This is a genomic window from Mucilaginibacter corticis (assembly GCF_007558865.1).
GTDB classification, from domain to species: domain Bacteria; phylum Bacteroidota; class Bacteroidia; order Sphingobacteriales; family Sphingobacteriaceae; genus Mucilaginibacter; species Mucilaginibacter corticis.
In genome coordinates, this window is record NZ_VLPK01000002.1 from 133,592 (window position 1) to 150,650 (window position 17,059).

Sequence of the window (17,059 nt, forward strand, 5' to 3'; positions counted from 1 at the left end):
TTAATAATCTGTCCTGTTCTCGTTTTCGGTCCATAGCCTGAAGGCATTTAAAGCCTCATCGCGCATCAATTGAACTATGGGTAACCTGCGTTGGTCCATGGGCAGGTCAAGCTCCTGGTAAATAAAGTGATCGTCAAAACCTATTGCAGCGGCGTCGGCCTTGGTGTTGGCATAATAAATTTTGTCTATCCGTGCCCAATAAATAGCGCCAAGGCACATGGGGCAGGGTTCGCAACTGGTATAAATTTCGCATCCGGCTAAGTTAAAAGTACCTAATTCCTGGCATGCCAAGCGGATAGCCGAAACTTCGGCGTGGGCAGTTGGGTCGTTTGTAGGCACAACTTTATTGGCGCTGCGGGCCAGCACCATACCATCCTTTACGATAACTGCGCCAAACGGACCTCCCTGGCCTTCTTTAACATTATACTCGGCAAGGTCAATTGCCATCTGCATGAATTTTTCGTGGCTCATTTTAATAGATTCAAGATGTAAGATTCAAGAATCAAGACAGGATAAAATTACGAATAACTCTTGATTCTTGTTTCCTGCTTCTTGACTCTTAATAAAAAAGAAATGCCGGCCTTTTATTAAAAGGCCGGCATTTCTTTTTTATTAGTTTAATTATTTTTTGTCTTTCGCGTAAGCTTCATTTAGTTGTTTAACTACATCAGCAGTTACATCAAGGCTTGGGTCGACATATAATACACCCGGGGCAGCTTTTGAGTAGGTTAATATCACTTTATAACCTTTTTGCTTGGCATATTCCTTTGCAAAATCAGCAGTCTTTTCGTAAAGTTTATTGGTTTCGGTGCTTTGCGCGCTCTGAAAATCTGCACTTTCGCTTTGCTGAAATTTCTGAAAATCCTGTTGCTCGCGTGCAAGGCGTTGTTCTGTTTCCTGGCGTTTATCAGCAGCCAAAGTAGCCGCAACTTTTTGATAGTCGGCAATTTCACGTTGTAAAGCCTGGCCCTTTGATGCTACTTCCTGCTGAGCGGCTTTACCTTTAATGGTGAGGCGGTCCTGCATGTCTTTAGCATAAGTGTATTGAGCTAATAAAGAATCAGAGTTGATATATACTGTTGTTCCTTTATCGGGTGTGGTGGCAGTTGTAGGTGGCGCTACAGTTTGAGTAGCGGCAGGTTTATTATTGCAGGCAGCAACGCTTGCTGCTACCAATATGCCTAAAGTAATTTTTGTTAAAACAGAACCTGTAGTTTTCATTTAAAGCTATTTTTTGATGATAAATGATGGCATATTTATCTGATATGAGCCATCACTTTTTAATAAAATTTTTCACAAAGATAAACTTTCATACCAAGTATCCTAATCATTTACAGGTGATACAAATAGCGGCGCATATTTATCAACAGTAGTGATAAAGTGCCTTAAAATGCGTATTTTTGTGAGTTATTGTTTTAACCCAATTATGAGCGAAGAAAATATAGACAAATCGAATTACTCAGCAGATAATATACAGGTTTTAGAGGGTTTAGAGGCAGTTAGAAAGCGCCCATCCATGTACATTGGCGATACCGGTGTAAAAGGTCTTCACCATTTGGTTTATGAGGTTGTTGACAACTCCATTGACGAGGCTCTTGCCGGTTACTGCGACACTATAAACGTTACTATACACAAAGGCAACTCAATTACCGTTGTCGATAATGGCCGGGGTATCCCAACCGGTATCACCACCAAAGAAAAAGTATCGGCACTGCAAATTGTAATGACCGTTTTGCACGCGGGTGGTAAATTTGATAAAGATACTTACAAAGTATCAGGTGGTTTGCATGGTGTGGGTGTAAGTTGCGTTAACGCGCTGTCAACCCATATGAAAACTGTTGTTGAGCGCGAGGGTAAAATATTTACACAAGAATATGCGCAGGGTAAACCGTTGTTTGATGTTAAGGAGATAGGTACTTCTGATAGGACAGGTACTACCCAGACCTTTCAGCCAGATCCGGAAATATTTCAATTAACAACCGAATACAAATTTGATACCCTGGCAGCCCGCTTACGCGAACTGGCTTACCTGAATAAGGGTATCAGGTTAACTTTAACCGACGAGCGCGAGCCGAACGAAGACGGAACTTTCCTTTCGGAAGAGTTTTATTCGGTAGGTGGTTTGAGCGAGTTTGTTAAATTTTTGGATGGCACGCGTACATCTATCATCCCGGAGCCTATTTATGTTGACGGTATTAAACAAGGCATACCGGTTGAACTGGCTTTGCAATACAATGATACCTACTCAGAGAATGTTTTCTCGTACGTAAATAACATCAACACTATTGAGGGCGGTACGCACGTGGCCGGTTTCCGCAGGGGCTTGACCCGTACGTTAAAAAGCTATGCTGATAAAGAAGGTTTATTAAAAAACCTTAAAGTTGAAATTACCGGCGATGACTTCCGCGAAGGTTTAACTGCGGTTGTATCTGTAAAGGTACAAGAACCACAGTTTGAAGGACAGACCAAAGGCAAATTAGGTAATAACGAGGTAATGGGCGCGGTTGACCAGGCCGTAGGTGAAATTTTAGGTAATTACCTTGAAGAGCACCCTAAAGAGGCCCGCATGATCGTGAATAAGGTTGTACTGGCCGCTACTGCCCGTGCAGCTGCACGTAAAGCGCGCGAACTGGTACAACGCAAAAGCGTAATGAGCGGTTCAGGCTTACCCGGCAAGTTATCTGATTGCGCCAACAGCGACCCGGCTTTATGCGAGATCTACCTTGTCGAAGGTGACTCGGCGGGTGGTACTGCTAAGCAGGGCCGCGACCGCGAATACCAGGCTATTTTGCCGTTAAGGGGTAAGATCCTTAACGTAGAGAAAGCTATGGAGCACAAGATCTATGAGAACGAAGAGATAAAAAATATGTTCACCGGCCTTGGCGTTAGCCGCGGTACGCCTGAAGATGATAAAGCCCTGAACTTAACCAAGCTACGTTACCACAAAATTGTGATCATGACGGATGCTGACGTTGACGGATCGCACATTACAACCCTGATCCTTACTTTCTTCTTCCGTTATATGAAGGAGTTGATCGAAGCAGGATATGTTTACATTGCATCGCCGCCGCTTTACCAGGTTAAAAAAGGTAAGGAGTTTGAATATTGCTGGAACGACGAGCAACGCGACCGTGCCATACAACGCCTTAAAGGTGCCGGTAAAGAAGAGAGCGTAAACGTACAGCGCTACAAAGGTTTGGGTGAGATGAACGCCGAGCAATTATGGGAAACCACCATGGACCCGGCACGCCGTACTTTAAAACAAGCCAGCATTGAAAACGCTGCCGAATGCGACCATACTTTCTCTATGTTAATGGGCGATGAGGTTGCCCCACGCCGCGCGTTTATAGAGAAAAACGCTAAATACGCGAGGATAGATACGTAGGCGGATTTCGAATTTCGTCCCGATAGCTATCGGGATCAATTTCGAATTTAACAAGATTAGAGCCGCTCATTGAGCGGCTTTTTTTTATGCATATTTTCCGAAGCGTCATTGCGAGCGAGGAACGAGCATGGCAATCTCTACAAGCCAGGCGGATAACTATCGCGCAGAGATAGCCACGCTATCGCTCGCAATGACGTAGTTAGCTCATTGCTTTTACCGATATTTGTTTATGCAGGAAGGCGAAAGAAAAGACGTTTATAAGATTTACAACAAGATAGCTCAATGGTTCTTTGAAAATAGACCTCAAAATCTAATTGAGAAAAGTTGCCTGGACAATTTGATCGGTTACCTGCCCCAAAATGCTACAGTGCTTGACCTGGGCTGTGGTACCGGCGAGCCGATATTGCGCTATTTATTGACGCAAGGAATAGGCGTTGTTGGTGTTGACGCGAGTGTCGAAATGCTAAAAATTGCCCGGCTTAATTTCCCTGAAACAGAATTTGTTTTGCAGGATATGCGTGAGCTTAATTTGAATCGGAAGTTTGACGCGATAATTGCCTGGCATAGCTTTTTTCATTTGCCTGCGGATGATCAGCCGGCGATGTTTTCACTGTTTGCAGCTCAATTAAATAAGGACGGAGTTTTGATGTTTACATCAGGGACTGAACATGGCGAAGCTTGGGGTGTTAATGGCGGCGAGAATTTATTTCACGCGTCGTTAGATACATCGGAATATGAAACCTTATTAGCCGAACATCATTTTAAGATTTTAAAATACCAGGAAAATGATCCTGATTGTGCTGCCAATATTTGGATGGCGCAATACATCGGATGATCACTATTTTTTTAAAGTTGACGCTTTCCGTTTCGCAATAATATATCCCGCTATTTTGTCAATATCAGCAGTACTTATAGCACCATTCCAGGCCGGCATTCCTTTATCTAAAACTCCGTTGGTAATCGTATTGATCAAAGCCTGTTTTGTAGAACCGTGTTTTAGCTGAGCAGCCATTAAGTTCGCGCCTTTATCAGTGCCTTTTAAATTATCGCCGTGGCAACTGGCGCACATTTGCTGTACCAGCATAGATGTGGTCATTTTTGCGGGTGATGTTTGCGCTACCGTATTTGCGGTTATTTTTTGCGATGATAGCATGGTGTTTTTACTGCCCGACGGACGGAGGCGGCAAACCATGTCATAGCCCGGGCGCGGCTGTCCCTCTACAGGGTCTTCCTGCGAGGTGGAGAAATAAATATAGCCATCAGGCCCGGTGACCACCGAGCGGATGCGGCCGTATTGCTTTTTCAGCATTATTTCCTGATCGACCACCTTGTCATTATTCAGGGTGATCTTCAACAGTCCTTCGCCGCGCAGGCAGGTTACCAATAGCTTGCCTTTTAACTGCGGAAACTTATCGCCATTATAAAACATGGCTTCGCTTGGTCCGATTGACGGGGTAAACTCGGCTAGGGGCGATACCATGCCTTCATGCGTCATCTGGTGATGGATGATAGGCCAGCCATAATTCAGGCCCGGTTTAATGATGTTAACTTCATCGCCGCCGGTAGGGCCGTGCTCAGAGTCAAACAGCGTATTTGTACCAGGTTCAAATGCCAATCCCTGCGGGTTGCGGTGTCCGTAGCTCCAGATCTCTTTTTTTGCAGTATCGTTTTTAAAGAAAGGATTATCAGCCGGTATGGTGCCATCATCATTTACTCTTAATATTTTACCATTTAGCGCTTTTAGGTCCTGTGCTAATATAGCCTCATCCGCATCGCCGGTGGTAATGTATAGTTTCTTGTCCGGTCCAAACACCAGCCGGCAACCGGTGTGGTTTTGGTTGGCATGAATATCATTACGGATAATGAATGGTTTTACCAGTGTATCGTTTCTAAATTCATAACGCACTATCTGCAGGCGGATCTTATCGCCCAGCCAATAATCATTAGCTATATAAATAAAGCGATTATGAATAAAATCAGGATGCAATACCATACCCAGCATGCCGGTTTTATTACGCTGCGGGATGTTAGGAATAATAAACGCAGGTTTGTCTACCAGTTTACCATTACGATAAACACGAAGTTTGCCGGTACGCTCGGTAAACAGCATGGTATTATCCGGCAAAAAAACAATTTGCCAGGGCACCTTCATGTTTTTAACTAATGTATCAACCTGGTAGCCTGACGAGTCGGCCAATTTTATTGCAACCTTGCTTTTTTTACCGGTTACAAATGCACTAAAAATTATTGCAACAAGGCATACAGCCAGTAACCATTTTAATGTTTTCATACACAAGGTAATATGAATTGCGATTTTTTGTTTTCTGAACTAAGATAATGAAATAGTGTATTATTAAAGCGAAAACATTCACTCAATCACTCATTCAATAATTCACTCATTAAACCTTAAAACGGATACCCGATAGCCAAATTAAATACCATATTCGATCCGTGCCAGCCGGAGTTGGTATAATCAACACCGTCGACAATGCCTGTATTGGTTGATCTCGGTTTGATCAGCGGGAAACCGAAGTCGGTACGTAATATCAGTACTGACAGGTCAAAACGTAAACCCGCACCGGCATCAACAGCCATTTGGTTCAGAAAGTGTTTGCTAAAAGCTGCGCCGGGCAGACCGTAATGGCTTCTCATCAGCCAGATGTTACCTGCGTCAGAGAATAGGGCTCCCTCAACAATGCTGAATAATTTTTGGCGATACTCAATGTTAGCTTCCAGCTTAATATCTCCCGACTCATCAGGCAAAAACTGGGTGCCATTGGTTACAGATGCTGCCGGGTAATATGATCCCGGGCCTATTGAACGTGCCTGGAAACCGCGCAAGCTGTTAGGCCCACCGATAAAGAATTGCTGGCTGTAAGGCAATATGGTTGAGTTGCCATAAGGTACGCCAACATCAACCAGCATGCGGCTGGCTATTTTACCGCCCGGCCAAAGTTTGTGGAAATACCGCAGATCGTTTTCAAACTTAAGATATTGGTTAAACGGTGTGCCAAATAATTTTTTCACCTTGCCACTCAAAGTATCAGCGCCGGTGGCGATACCTACCAAGCTGGCAGACGAGCTAACTTTACCCATGTAATAAATGCTGTTGGTCCTGAACTCTTCGGTCGAGTTATCAAAAGTGTAGCTGTAGCTTGGGCCAAAAGTAAACTGGTTATTAATAACGTGGGTTAGGGTAGGGTTACGTGTTTTACGGATACTGTCCTGGTAAAGCTGGCTGACATGCTCTGCATCAACATAACTAAACTCCAATAGATTAAGCATATGCTGTTTGTGCAAATTGGGTTTCCATTGATAACCGAACGCCAGGTTGAATGAATTTAACCGGTAAAGCTTGGTACGGTCAATAAGCGTATAGCCCGTTGTCAGGATAGTTTTGGGGATATAGGCGTTGTTGGTTTTAATATCAACCGGGCCCACAATACGCGGCCATACAATAGAAGGCTGCACACCAAATTGGAACACGTTGAACCCGTTGTTATACTTGCCAAATTGCTTGTCTGTACTGGTGAAAAAATTGAGGGTAAACAGCTCGCCGCCTTTAAACGCGTTCTTGTTCCTGAATGTCAGGTTAAACTGCGTACCATCATAATTTGCCGACGTCTGGCGCGCCACAATTTCGGCTGTGAGCGATTTACGTTTGGCCTGTGTAAGGAAATAATAAATATCCAATTTTGGCGAGTCGGGCGTAACATCCTCAAACCTATTTTTAACAAAACTGAACGGCCCCAATTCAATAAAGCGGTTTAAGCTGTTGTTATGCTCGGTACGGTTATAAATATCATTAGGATGCAGCATTATGGTATTTTTGAATATAAACGGACGCACGGTTTTTCGTGGGTCAATCACATTGTACCAGGCATAATGCTGTGCCGAATCTAACTTAAGTGAGGTGTCACGCAGCGAATATCTTGGGTAGACATAGATGTTACGGATAGAGTAGATCCAGCGCGCTTGGTCAGGCGTGGTTTCCTTCACCTTCACAAACATATCTATGGTATGATCTGCCTTGGTGCTGTCATACCGCATGATCAGGTTATCGGGCGAGAAGTAAAAGAAACCGCGTTCTTTTAGTTTGGCATCGATCCGGATCCGTTCGTTCTTAATCACATCCAGGTCATAGCGATCGCCAACTTTTAACAAACTTTCTTTTGATGTACCTGCTACGGCGGTATCCAGGTCGTCCTTATCCGTAGGGAAACCTATCTGGCGGTAATGATAAGCCGGTCCCGTTTGTATGGTGTACACCGCTTTGGCCAACTTTGAATTTTTTTTGCTGACGGTGTCGCCATTTACCTGTGCCAAAAAGTAACCTTTGTTTTGCAGCCTGTTTTGTAAAATAATGGCGTTTTTAATCAGATCTACGCTGCTGGCTAATACGGGCGGTTCGCCTAAGTGGGTATTCAAATAATGCTTTAGACCTTTTACTTTATTGGTCCTTGTTTTATCATAGATCCACAATTTGTACCTCATACCTAATATGGTGCTATTTGGAGCAGGGCGCAACAGCGATGCAAGATCGTCAGTAATAGGACCTATATCACCTTTTTTAGAATTTTGCTTATCCGTAATCTTTATCTCGGCGCCGGTATAAAGCTTTTGCCCCTGCCCCAGGTATTTGGTGGTGCTGCAGGCGCTTAAAAAAACGGCAATTACAACAATAAGTATATATCTAAGCTTAGCCATACGTTAGTTTGAAGTTTGTTTTTGCTCGGCAGGTTTATCAGCCGGTTGTACAACAGGCGCTACGTTGTCGTCATGTTGTTTATCGGCAGCTTTCTGCTCTTTCTTTTGTTCTTTTTGTTTGTCGTTATATTCTTTTTGCAGCGCTTTATCGCGTTTTGATTTCCCGCGGAAAAGCTCTTTAAAGCGGTTGTACTCATAGGTTAACGAGAAACCTACACCTGTTTCAACCACTTGCCCCTCAACAACAATAAACTCATCTTTACGGTAAGCACGGATCATGTAGCGGCCATCCTGTGTCAGCTTATAATTTACAGATAGGTTACCTGCTATATCAGTAGTTTTTTGTCCCGGCTGATTTTGTCCTTCAAGGTTAAAGTTGTTACCTATAGTAACTGTCAAGCGGTCATTCAGGAATTGTTTAGACAGGCCTACATTCAGATCTGTACGGTTTTGCTGAACACCGGTAGAATAGTCGGCACCAGAAGTAAGGTCGAAGCTCAACTGCACACCGCCGATCAAGTTGCCAGCTAATTTGTTCAATTGATCTGACAACAAGCTGCTTACGCTATTACGGATAGCGCCATTTATACCCGTACCGCCGCCCTGGCTTTGTAACGGGTTATCGCCAATGAAGTGGCCAAGTACCAGTACGCCCAATACTTGTTTATTCATTTCGTTAGGGTCTTGCCTAACTTGCGATAAACGGGTATTAACAGTCGAGATCACATCAGGCGATACCGTATAATTATCATCAGGCAACACAATGTCAAAGCTGATATCCGGCTTAAGCAACTGGTTCTTTAAATTAAGCAATACGTTGAACGGTAACTTTTGCTTCAGCATGGTCGAACTGCTGCTGCCATCATCCTGCTGATTTACCAGGTCAATAGGCGGCACGTTGGCTACATAAATGGCAGTCAGGTTAACATCCGCGCTGGTAGGGTCGCCCGTCCAGGTTATTGAGCTGCCTTTTTTAAATTTGAAGGTACGTTTTACTGTGGCATAAGCCAGGTTATATGAACCATCTTCAACGGTATAAGTTCCGGTCAGACTAGTTTTTCCGCTTGGATCAATGCCGCCATTTAGCGTGGCCTGGCCCTGCAGTTGCACCACGTCGCCATTACGCTCGTCGATCACTATGGTAAATTTGGCGGCTTTGCTGATGTTGATGGTCGCGTTAACATCAAGTCCGCTTAAACTGGTTTGCTTGAGCGAATCAAGCTTTTTAGCCATCATGATAGAATCGAGCTGTGGAGCATTCTCGTTAATAACCTCTACAACGCCTTTCCTGTCTTCAATACCAGGGTCGGTTTGCGGCAGTACAAAGGTCATATCGGTTTTGTCGTTCACGCTTAAATTAACATCTACCCGGGGCGAATTTTGCGTACCGCGAACCTGGATCCTGGTATCAATGTAAAGCTTACCGTAAAACAGTTTATTATCGGCCGCGGTTGAGTTAACCGCCCTGAAGTTGGTTGCGTTGATGTCAATGCCAAATTTAAAGTCTGTAAAAGTTTTGGTGTAAAGTGTACCTGTAACTATAGCTTTATTACCGGTTGAATCAACCAGTGTGAAATCCCTGAACAGTATGCCATCCTGATTAAAGGTGATGGTTTCTTTAGGCATGGTAAAGTACGAGTTTAACATGGTTACGTTAAAGCCAACCTGGTTAAAGTTAACATCGCCCCGCACAACCGGCGCGTCAGTGGTGCCCGTTATTTTAAGGTCGCCTGTAATTATACCTTTTGCATTGCGGATACTGCCAAAGCTAAAGCCTTCTATACTTTTCATATTCAGCTTCACTATACTCAGATCAAGGTCGAACTTACTTTCGGGGCTGGTATAGTAAATACCTTTCAGATCAACCTGGTTACCTTTACCGGTGATGCTCATGTTAGCGGCAAAAGCATTCTCGGTCTGGTTATCTACTTTTAATGCGATGTTACCAACGGTATCGCCCTTAAAGCTAAAGTCGGCCACGTTCAAGGCAGTAGTAAACTTAGGCGATTTCTGGAAATCGCTGATATTGGCCTCCCCATTAATAACACCGCCAACCTGTAACGAATCCTGCTGCGCCATACGGGTAAGCGTTTCGATATGGAAATCGCGGAAGTCGACTTTAATTGGCGAATTGTATTCGGTAGATGTGCTATTAACGCTCAGTACCTGGTTGCTGTTGGTAATGGTAAAATCATGTGCTAAAATACCCTTGCCGCCAAATTGCAATGAGTTATCGGCATTTACCGCCCACGGGATATAGTTAAACATTACACCATCCTGTAAAAAGCTAAACTGGTATTCGTTTGGTAAAGCACTGAATACGCCGGCAATACGGTAACGTTCTTTTTTGGTGTTATCACGCACCTGTACGCTGATGTTTAGCTTATTGTCTTTAGCGCTGCCGCTGATACTTGGGTATAATAAGTCAAGGGATGAAGACATTTTAACCTCATCAACAGTTAAACTGTAATTAAGCGCGTTATTATTGGTATTGATAGCCAGTTTGCCGTTATTAATAATTTCGGTGCCGTAAACAATTTTAGGCATGATGCCATTTATGGTAAACTCGCCTGTTGTGCTGTTAAAACGTCCGTTAATATTAACCGGCTCTAGTTGCGTAAGCGTTGGTACAAACTGCGCAACCAATGGCGTTTTAGCTATCCGCAAAGCGAAATTAAACTGCTGCGGCGAGTAAATAGCTTTGGTTTTAGGAGCAGGGCTGCCCAAATTAGTATTAAAATATTTGTTGATCAAATCCTGCATGGCAGGGGCAATTTGGGTAAGCTTATATTTGCCACCCATCCGTGCGGTAAGGAAGGGGGTTTTTAAACGTAAGGAACTGCTATCGGCATTGGCGGTTGATACCATGCTGATAGAATCTATCCGGATCCGCTGATCTTTATTCACCACCAACAGGTCATTCACCTTTACGTTGGCGTTTAAATAATCAGGATCGGCTGTTGGCACGTCAGCAATAATTTTGCCATGTACACGCATCGGCGTGGTTGTAAAATGCAGGGCTTCCAGGTTAAGGCTGTCCAGGTTAAGATCAGCTTTTACCGACGGATATTTTTTGTTCATATTAGCTTTAGCATCCAGGCTAAAGTTGATGTTGGGGTCCTGCATTCGCATAACGGCAGTGTAGTTGCCATTAGTGGCAGTGCCCTTCATTACCAGGTTTTGATAGTTATAACCTTTAACGTAGGCTTTGGCTACATTGCCGTTAAATTGCACGCTGGCTTTTTTAGGATCAAGCCCATAGCCTTTAATATTGGCCGATAGGGTGATCATACCCACCATTTGCGGCTGCTTAGTAAGCGCGCCAACGTTTAAATTATTGGCCCTAATATTGGCCGAATAAGTTGCTTTGGCCTTATTGTTACCATTTTTAAGCGAAGCGATCAGATCCATAGCACCGTAGGTTGACCGCAGGTTTAGTTTGGTATTAAAGTTAGTCATGCCGCCTTTAAAGTTGCCCTTAAGGTTCATGCTTGCGGGTATGCTTACCGATGCCGGGATAGTTCCCGCAGGGGCAAGTTTGGCAATATCGGAGGCGCTGGTATTAAAGTCGGAAAGGTTTACATCAAAATAGGCCTTATTCATATCAGGCAGGCCCTTTAATTTAGCCGATGCTTTGATATGGGTATTGTTCAATCCGCGTACTTCAAATTCGGGGATGTCAAGATTGTTAACTTGCCCCGCAATTTTTCCGTCGATCCTGAATACTGAGTTTGACGAATGTTTAAAAGGCTCCATACTTGCCATGGTAGGCATTAACAATAACACATCCTTCAGACTGATCCTGGTGCCGTCAACATTGGCTTTGATATGCAGTAAACCGATGTTTTTGGTGATAGCATCAATAGACGGATAGCTAACCTGTACCTGTTTCTGTATTACCGAGCCCGGTGTTTCGACCAAAAGGTCATTTAAATAAGCGCTTTTTGGCCCGTAGAAAAACGCGGTGTGGAATTTATTGATACTTAAACCGCTCTTTTCTTTAAACGTGAACGAGTTGATCTTTCCCGAAAGCGAATCAGGGTTGTAAGAAATGTTTTCCGCATCAGCATTTAACTGACGGATGTGCATGTGCGCAAAGTCAAGGCCTTTTGCAATTGGTTTCTGCGCATCGTTATCAAATTGAATGTCGTCGTTGGCAAAACTCACCTTGCCCAGCGTTGCCGACCAGCCTTTACCGCTTTGCGGATTAGCGGCTATGGTATCTAATTTCTTTATCGCTTGCACCGCAGCCTTTTTAACTACCTGTGGTTTGGCAAAGGTAACTGCCGCTTTGGTGTCGTTTAACTCGATACTTTTAATGCCTACTTTTTGATTCTTCAGGTCTATCTTGTCCATCTCTACCAAAAACTTGTTCAGGTCTACATTGGCAGCCATTTCGCCGCTGCGGTACACTACATATATTTTTGATACGTCGATGGTCCCCAGGTTAATATCCATATTTAATGGTTTAACGGCAGTGTCAACCTTGGCCGCCTGCGCGATGGACGAGCCCATAGGTGTTTGTATAACCCGCGCGTTCACCCCCGACAGGTTGATCTTTGGGATAGTGAATTTCATCTTATCCAGGTCAAAATCTTTTATCCGGGTATCAAAATGGCCCAGGATAAATTTCACGTCGTTGCCGGTAGTAAGGTCCTTGTAAGATATATTGATACGGTCGAGGATGATCTTATCCATCGAAAATTTCATGGTAGATGTAGTGTCGGTAGGCTTAACCTCTTTCTTTTGCTCGCCGGCAAAAGCTTTCATAATGTAGTCGAAGTTAAAAACGCTATCCTTACCGCGGCTTACATTTGCGGTAATGCCTTCCAGGTTGATCTCGTTAACTTCAACCTTGTGGTGCAACAGTTGCAGCATGCTGATATCAACTTTCAGTTTTTCGCCGGCTATCAGGGTATCACGCTTTTGATCTTCAAAATAAACATCCTCTAACACCAGCAGTTTAGGCAGGCCAAGGCTAATATGGCCTATCTTAACTTTTGTGTGGATCTTATTTTGTAAAAAAGTTACCGCCTTGTCTTTAGCGAAGTTTTGTACAGCAGGCACCTGTATTAAAATAATTACAAGCAACACTAAGAAGATGACACTCGCAATTATCCAAAGAATAGTTTTTAAGGCTATACGTCCAAATCGTCCCAATTTTATATATTTTTCAGAGGTGATACTGTTACTACTCTCTTTTTAACCAAAAAATAAGCTAAATGTTTACCGTAAAATGGCATAATCGTGCTTTTTTGTGCAATAAATAAGCTCAATTTTGAGTTTTCAACAACTATAAACGCGACCCCGTTTTTTGGTAGATTTGTATTTATCCAAAAATTAACGATCAGAGATGCCCGATTTTTCGCACTTACACGTACATACCCAATTTTCATTACTTGACGGTGCTGCAGATATATCAAAGCTTTATAAGAAAGCAGCAGCCGATGGCATGAAGGCCCTGGCCATTACCGACCACGGTAATATGTTTGGTGTGTTTAAGTTTGTTGCCGAGGCGGGCAAGCATAATGTTAAACCCATTGTAGGCTGCGAGTTTTATGTTGTTGAAGACAGGCATAAAAAACAATTTACCAAAGAAAAAAAGGATGTCCGCCGTCACCAGTTGTTTTTGGCAAAAAATCCCGAAGGTTATAAAAACCTGGTAAAACTATGCAGCTACGGCTACATGGAGGGGTTATACAGCAAGTGGCCGCGTATTGATAAGGAGCTGATATTAAAGCACCATAAAGGATTGATAGCTACTACCTGTTGCATTGGTGCGTCGGTACCCCAAACTATTTTAAGAGGGACGCCTGAAGAAGCGGAAGCCGAATTTAAGTGGTGGCTTGACCTTTTTGGCGAGGATTATTACATCGAATTGCAACGCCATGAGATCCCCGAGCAGGAGATCATCAACAAGGTACTGCTTACTTACTCCAAGAAATATAACGTAAAGGTTATTTGCTCAAATGATTCGCATTACGTGGATCAACAGGACTCGAACGCGCACGATATTTTATTGTGCGTCAACACGGGCGACATGCAAAGCACGCCGATAGCGACGGATGAGGAAGGCGGTAAAGGCTACAGATTTGGTTTCCCTAATGACCAGTTTTATTTTAAGACGCAGGAAGAAATGGGCAAGTTGTTCCATGACCTACCTGAGTCCTTAGATAATACCAATGAGATAGTTGATAAGGTAGAAGTATTGAAGCTAAAGCGCGATATCCTGCTGCCAAACTTTGTTATCCCCGAAGAATTTAAGATCCATACCACTGCCGACGCGGATACGCTTAACCAGTGGGAATACTTGAAGCACCTGACATTTACCGGTGCTAAAGAGCGTTATATAGATATCAGCCCCGAAGTTGAAGAACGTATCAACTTCGAGCTGTTTACCATCCGTACTATGGGTTTTGCCGGCTACTTTTTAATTGTGGCCGACTTTATTAAGCACGGCCGTGATATCGGAGTATTTATCGGGCCGGGCCGTGGTTCGGCGGCTGGATCTGTTGTGGCCTATTGTACAGGCATCACCAATATCGACCCGATGAAGTATAATTTGCTGTTCGAGAGGTTCCTGAATCCGGATCGTAAGTCAATGCCCGATATTGATACGGACTTTGACGATGCCGGTCGCCAAAAAGTTATTGATTATGTAGTTGATAAATATGGCAAGAACCAGGTAGCGCAAATTATTACCTATGGCTCTATGGCCGCGCGTACCAGTATCCAGGACGTAGGCCGTGTGCTGGATATGCCGCTGTCTGACGTTACGGCATTAAAGAAACTGGTGCCTGAAACTTTAGGTATCAACTTAAAACAGGCCATTGAACAGGTGCCCGAGCTACAGATGATCTATAAGGCGACAGACCTTAAGGGTATCGTACTGCGTGAGGCCGAGAAACTGGAAGGCTCTGTACGTAACACTGGTGTGCACGCTGCGGGTATCATCATTGCACCTTATGATTTGACGGATATTGTACCGGTAGCAACTGCTAAGGACTCTGATCTGCTTGTTACCCAGTATGACGGCCGTGTAATTGAAGATGCCGGCGTAATCAAGATGGACTTTTTGGGCCTGAAAACCCTGACCATCCTGAAAGATGCATTAAGGCTAATCAAACAAAATCACGGTGTTGAGATCTCTATCGATTATATCCCGCTTGATGACCAGCAAACTTTCGAGCTTTACCAGCGTGGCGATACTAATGGTACGTTCCAGTTTGAAAGTGACGGCATGCAGATGTACCTTCGCGATCTGAAGCCCGATAAGTTTGAAGATCTTATAGCCATGAACGCGCTATACCGTCCGGGGCCGATAGAATACATACCTTCGTTTATTAAACGTAAACACGGCTATGAGCCGGTTGAGTTTGATTTGCCGGATATGGAAGAATACCTGGGCGAAACTTATGGTATCACCGTGTACCAGGAGCAGGTGATGCTTTTGTCGCAAAAACTGGCCGGCTTTAGTAAAGGCGATGCCGACGTTTTGCGTAAAGCCATGGGTAAAAAGCAAATTGAGGTATTGAACAAAATGGAGGCCCAGTTTATGGACGGGGCAATGGCAAAAGGCCATCCCAAAGATAAATTGACCAAGATCTGGACCGACTGGAAAGCATTTGCGCAATACGCGTTCAATAAATCGCACTCTACCTGTTATGCCTTTGTGGCGTATCAGACAGCATATTTAAAAGCGCATTATCCGTCAGAATATATGGCGGCGGTTTTAAATAACCAGAACAACATGGAGAAGATCACCTTCTTTATGGAAGAATGCCGCCGAATGGGCCTTGAAGTTTTGGGGCCTGATATTAACGAAAGCTACTTGTCATTTACTGCCAGTAAAAATGGTGTGATCCGTTTTGGATTGACCGGTGTTAAAGGCGTAGGTGATAAGGCGGTTGAAAGCATAATTGAAGAACGTATTGAACGCGGCCCGTATAAATCGGTTTATGATTTTGCACAGCGCTCAAATACCCGTAACGTAAACCGTAAATCGTACGAGAATTTGGTGTATGGCGGCGCATTTGACAGCTTTGGCCTTAACCGTGCGCAATTTTTTGCCAAAACCGAAAATGGTATTTTGAGCGGTGTTGAACGGTTGATAAAATACGCTAACGATTACCAGAATACGCAAACTACCTCACAATCTTCATTATTTGGGGGCACGGTTGCTTCATACATACCTGAACCAACGATGCCCGATGCCGAGGAGTGGCCGCTTATTGAAAAGCTGAAATACGAAAAAGAAGTTATCGGCATATACTTAACCGGGCACCCGCTTGACAATTATAAGCTTGAACTTGAGCGTTATTGCAACGCTAATATCAGCGACCTGAAAACTATGCAAAAAGCCCGCTCGGGCGAAGGCGGTGAAGATGTAGCTAATGCCTTTGCACAACTGCGTAAAAAAGGTGAACTGGCTATTGGCGGCCTGGTAGGTAATGCCCAACATAAAATGACCAAGACAGGTAAGCCCTTTGGCACATTTGTGTTAGAGGATTACAACGAATCGTACGAGTTTGCCATGTTTGGCGATGATTATATCAAGCACAAAGCGCTGATGGTTAACGGTTACTTTCTGCATATTAAAGGAAGTATCGAAGAGAAATTTCGTCAAAAAGATAACTGGGATCTGCGTATCAGCACCATGGGGCTACTGTCTGAGATGCGTGACAAACTCACGAAATCAATAACCGTGTTTTTAGAACTTAATGCGCTTAATGATCAGCTTTTAAATAACATCCAGGATGTTATTGAAGCTAATAATCAACGCTACCCGATGAAAAACTGCCTGCTTAGGTTCAAAATAAGGGATGAAGCCATGCTGATCGACATGCCGTCAAAAAGCTACAGGGTAAATCCAAGCGATGATCTGATGGCTGATATTTTAAGCGTAACTAATTCTGCGCCGGTGTTAAATTGATAATTTAAAATAATTAAATTTGGGTTGGAGGATAT

8 protein-coding genes are annotated in these 17,059 nt (G+C 43.8%); 3 read left to right on the forward strand and 5 right to left on the reverse strand.

The window, feature by feature from the left end; genetic code table 11:
- On the reverse strand, positions 1-471 hold the full coding sequence (locus FO440_RS11275) for a nucleoside deaminase (protein WP_144248371.1): 471 nt from the start codon (positions 469-471) through the stop codon (positions 1-3).
- Positions 472-621: 150 nt separating this feature from the next.
- Positions 622-1,221, reverse strand: coding sequence for an OmpH family outer membrane protein (locus FO440_RS11280; RefSeq protein ID WP_144248372.1), 600 nt, complete (start codon positions 1,219-1,221; stop codon positions 622-624).
- A gap of 205 nt (positions 1,222-1,426) precedes the next feature.
- On the opposite strand from FO440_RS11280, the gene gyrB reads away from it, so the two are divergent.
- Together gyrB and FO440_RS11290 are read left to right on the forward strand one after the other, a co-directional pair.
- On the forward strand, positions 1,427-3,385 hold the full coding sequence (gene gyrB / locus FO440_RS11285; RefSeq protein ID WP_144248373.1) for a DNA topoisomerase (ATP-hydrolyzing) subunit B: 1,959 nt from the start codon (positions 1,427-1,429) through the stop codon (positions 3,383-3,385).
- A 229-nt stretch (positions 3,386-3,614) separates the two neighbouring features.
- Complete coding sequence (locus tag FO440_RS11290) at positions 3,615-4,220, forward strand: class I SAM-dependent methyltransferase (RefSeq protein ID WP_144248374.1); 606 nt, start codon at positions 3,615-3,617, stop codon at positions 4,218-4,220.
- A gap of 3 nt (positions 4,221-4,223) precedes the next feature.
- On the opposite strand, the gene FO440_RS11295 is transcribed toward FO440_RS11290, so the two are convergent.
- The 3 genes from FO440_RS11295 to FO440_RS11305 all read right to left on the reverse strand — a co-directional run bounded on the left by FO440_RS11295 (position 4,224) and on the right by FO440_RS11305 (position 13,252).
- A complete protein-coding gene (locus tag FO440_RS11295) occupies positions 4,224-5,675 on the reverse strand; it encodes a PQQ-dependent sugar dehydrogenase (RefSeq protein ID WP_144248375.1) in 1,452 nt (483 codons plus the stop codon).
- A 116-nt stretch (positions 5,676-5,791) separates the two neighbouring features.
- The gene (tamL, locus tag FO440_RS11300; RefSeq protein WP_144248376.1) at positions 5,792-8,092 is read right to left on the reverse strand and encodes a translocation and assembly module lipoprotein TamL; all 2,301 of its coding nucleotides are present in this window, start codon (positions 8,090-8,092) and stop codon (positions 5,792-5,794) included.
- Positions 8,093-8,095: 3 nt separating this feature from the next.
- Positions 8,096-13,252: a translocation/assembly module TamB domain-containing protein gene (locus FO440_RS11305; RefSeq protein ID WP_144248377.1), complete on the reverse strand. Its 5,157-nt coding sequence runs from the start codon at positions 13,250-13,252 to the stop codon at positions 8,096-8,098.
- A gap of 193 nt (positions 13,253-13,445) precedes the next feature.
- Between FO440_RS11305 and dnaE the strand changes: the two genes are divergently transcribed.
- Entirely contained in the window at positions 13,446-17,024 is a 3,579-nt protein-coding gene (gene dnaE, locus FO440_RS11310) for a DNA polymerase III subunit alpha (RefSeq protein ID WP_144248378.1), read from the forward strand.
- Positions 17,025-17,059: the final 35 nt, after the last annotated feature.

Bases quoted from the DNA above. Each gene is read 5' to 3' on its own strand.
- dnaE (WP_144248378.1), top strand. From the start codon at position 13,446: ATGCCCGATTTTTCGCACTTACACGTACATACCCAATTTTCATTACTT.
- FO440_RS11295 (WP_144248375.1), bottom strand. From the start codon at position 5,675: ATGAAAACATTAAAATGGTTACTGGCTGTATGCCTTGTTGCAATAATT.
- tamL (WP_144248376.1), bottom strand. From the start codon at position 8,092: ATGGCTAAGCTTAGATATATACTTATTGTTGTAATTGCCGTTTTTTTA.
- FO440_RS11280 (WP_144248372.1), bottom strand. From the start codon at position 1,221: ATGAAAACTACAGGTTCTGTTTTAACAAAAATTACTTTAGGCATATTG.
- FO440_RS11290 (WP_144248374.1), top strand. From the start codon at position 3,615: ATGCAGGAAGGCGAAAGAAAAGACGTTTATAAGATTTACAACAAGATA.
- gyrB (WP_144248373.1), top strand. From the start codon at position 1,427: ATGAGCGAAGAAAATATAGACAAATCGAATTACTCAGCAGATAATATA.
- FO440_RS11275 (WP_144248371.1), bottom strand. From the start codon at position 471: ATGAGCCACGAAAAATTCATGCAGATGGCAATTGACCTTGCCGAGTAT.